This is a genomic window from Nocardiopsis sp. TNDT3, from assembly GCF_003427465.1.
GTDB lineage: Bacteria > Actinomycetota > Actinomycetes > Streptosporangiales > Streptosporangiaceae > Nocardiopsis > Nocardiopsis dassonvillei.
On sequence record NZ_QPFC01001234.1, the window covers coordinates 1 to 2,531 of the forward strand.

The 2,531-nt window shown below is 72.7% G+C and carries 2 protein-coding genes; both read right to left on the reverse strand.

All coding sequences use genetic code 11. From position 1 onward, the window contains the following. Positions 1-37 precede the first annotated feature (37 nt). Positions 38-1,288, reverse strand: a complete 1,251-nt coding sequence (locus DQW06_RS26250) for a cytochrome P450 (RefSeq protein ID WP_117199506.1) — start codon at positions 1,286-1,288, stop codon at positions 38-40. Beyond that, positions 1,288-2,502, reverse strand: coding sequence for a cytochrome P450 (locus DQW06_RS26255; protein ID WP_041552762.1), 1,215 nt, complete (start codon positions 2,500-2,502; stop codon positions 1,288-1,290). Before DQW06_RS26255 ends, DQW06_RS26250 begins: the two co-directional genes overlap by 1 nt. Positions 2,503-2,531 lie beyond the last annotated feature (29 nt).

Sequence of the window (2,531 nt, forward strand, 5' to 3'; positions counted from 1 at the left end):
GGCGCGGGAACCGACCACGCGCCGTGCGGCCCACCTGTCAGGGACGCAGCACGACCGGGAACTCCCTCAGGCTGGTGACCGAGAGCGCGGACTGCACCCGCAGCTCCTCGTCGGGGACGGCCAGCCGCAGGTCCGGGAAGCGCTCGAAGAGCATCGGCAGGATGATCCCGGCCTCCAGCCGCGACAGCGGCGCCCCGGGGCAGATGTGCGGGCCGTACCCGAAGGTGATGTGGCGCCCCTGGGTGCGCTGCGGGTCGAAGACGGACGGGTCCGGGTCCTCACCGAACTCCGCGCGGTCGCGGGTGGCCGCGCCGTAGTGCGTCATCAGCGCCTCGCCCTTGCGGATGGTCTGTCCGCCGACCTCCACGTCCTCGGTGGCGAAGCGGAACATCATGACGTTGTTGGGCGGGTCGTAGCGCAGCGTCTCCTCGATGACCTGCTCCCACGTCACCTTGTCCGCCTTGAGCAGGGCGAACTGGTCGGGGTGGGCGAGCAGGGCGCGCACCACGTTGTTGAGCAGGTTGACGGTGGTCTCGTGCCCGGCCGCCACCACCGTCAGCAGGGTGATGGTGACCTCGGTGTCGCTGAGGGAGTCGCCGTCCTCCCGGGCCCTGAGCAGGTCGGCGGTGAAGTCGTCGTGCTCGTCCAGGCTGGCGCGCTTGCGGGCGACCATCTCGGCGAAGAACTGGAACAGGGCGCCGTAGATCCGCAGGTGCTCGCCCTCCTCGGTGGTGCCGGAGAAGAGCTTGGCGTACATCTCGCCGAGCTGGGCGTACTCGGCCTCAGCCACCCCGTACAGTTCGCCGATCACCCCCATGGGGACCCGGAAGGTGAACTCCGACTTCAGGTCCAGGGGTTCGTGCGCGCGCGGCTCCAGGGCGTCCAGCGCCCGGGCGGTGATCTCCTCGATGCGCGGGCGCAGGCGCTCCACCCGGCGCGCCGAGAACGGGCTGGCGGTGAGTCTGCGCATGCGCCGGTGGGCGGCGCCGTCCTGGGCCAGCATGTTGGAGCTGTCGGTGGGGATCGTGCCCATCAGCGGCCAGCCCTCGGGGACCCGGCCGCTCTGGTAGTCGTCCCAGTGGTCGACGCTCTTGACGAACCGGGGGTCGTTGAGGGTGGCGCGGCTGACCTCGTGGTGGGTGGTGGCCCAGGCGCGGACCCCGCCGGGGAGTTCGACCCGGGTGACGGGTCCGGCCCGGTGGAGGCGTTCGCGGTCGGCCTGCACGTCGTCGGGCACGGCGTGCACCAGCGGGACTCCGTCGGGGGTGTGCTGGACGGGGCAGGGCATCACAGGACTCCTTGTGGGGGTGTGGGGGTGAAGGTGACCGGCAGTGACACGACTCCCCGCACCCAGGGCGAGGGCCGCCAGCGGACCTCCTCGGCGGGGATGGCCAGTTCCACGTCGGGCAGGCGGTCCAGCAGCACCTCCACCGCCGTGACCGCCATGACCTCGGCGATCCCCTGCGCGGCGTGGGGGCAGCTGTGCTCGCCGTGGGAGAAGGACAGGTGGGCGTGGTTGCCCCGGACGGCCGAGGAGCGCTCGCCGGTGTGCAGCCGGGGGTCCTTGTTGGCCGCGGCGTAGCCCAGCAGGAGCAGGTCGCCCCTGCGGATGACCCTGCCGTCCAGCTCGACGTCGCGGGCGGCGAAGCGCCCGGCGTTCATCTGGGACGGGGAGTCCTCCCACAGGACCTCGGCCAGGGCCTCGCGGACGCTGCTGCGGGCGCCCGCCATGGAGGCGGAGAAGCGGTCGTCGGTGAGCATCAGGCGCAGCGCGTTGCCGATCCACTCGGAGGTGGTCTGGTGGGCGCCGCCCAGGACGGCGACCAGTTCGGCGACCAGGTCCGCGTCGCCGTAGCCCGCCGGGTGGGCGATCATCCGGGACACCACGTCGGGTCCGGGGTCTGCGCGGCGGGAGGCGACGAGCCGGGTGAACTCGGCCACGATCTCGACGTGGGCCCCGACCGCGTCGGGACCGGCGTCGAACATGGTGCCCATCAGGGTGGTGACCGCCTCGCCGCGTTCGTCGTCGAGGCCGTACATCCAGCACAGGACCAGGGACGGGAGCCGCTGCGCGTAGTGCGTGCGCAGGTCGGTGCCGCTGGAGGCGCAGAACCCGTCGACGAGGCGGTCGGCCAGGCGTGCGGTGACCGCGCGCAGCTCGTGCGGGTCGGCCCCGTTCAGGGCGTCGTTGACCGCGGCGGTGCGGCGCCGGTGCTCCTCGCCCTCGGCGGACAGCAGGTTGGGCTGGGGCGCGAGCACCGGCAGCAGCGGCCAGTCCCGCGGCACCCGGTCCCAGGCGTTCCAGCGGCGGGGGTCGCGCGCGAACACCTCGGGGGTGTTGAGGACGTGGTGGAGCTCGTGGTAGCCGATGACCAGCCACGCGGGGACGTCGCCCTCCATGAGCACGGGCACGACGGAACCGTGTTCGGCGCGCATGGCCCGGTAGGAACCCTGGGGGTCGGCGTTGAAGCGGGGGTCGTACAGCCGGACGGGGTCGGCCACTCTCGGTCCTCCGGGAGAAGGGGGTGGGC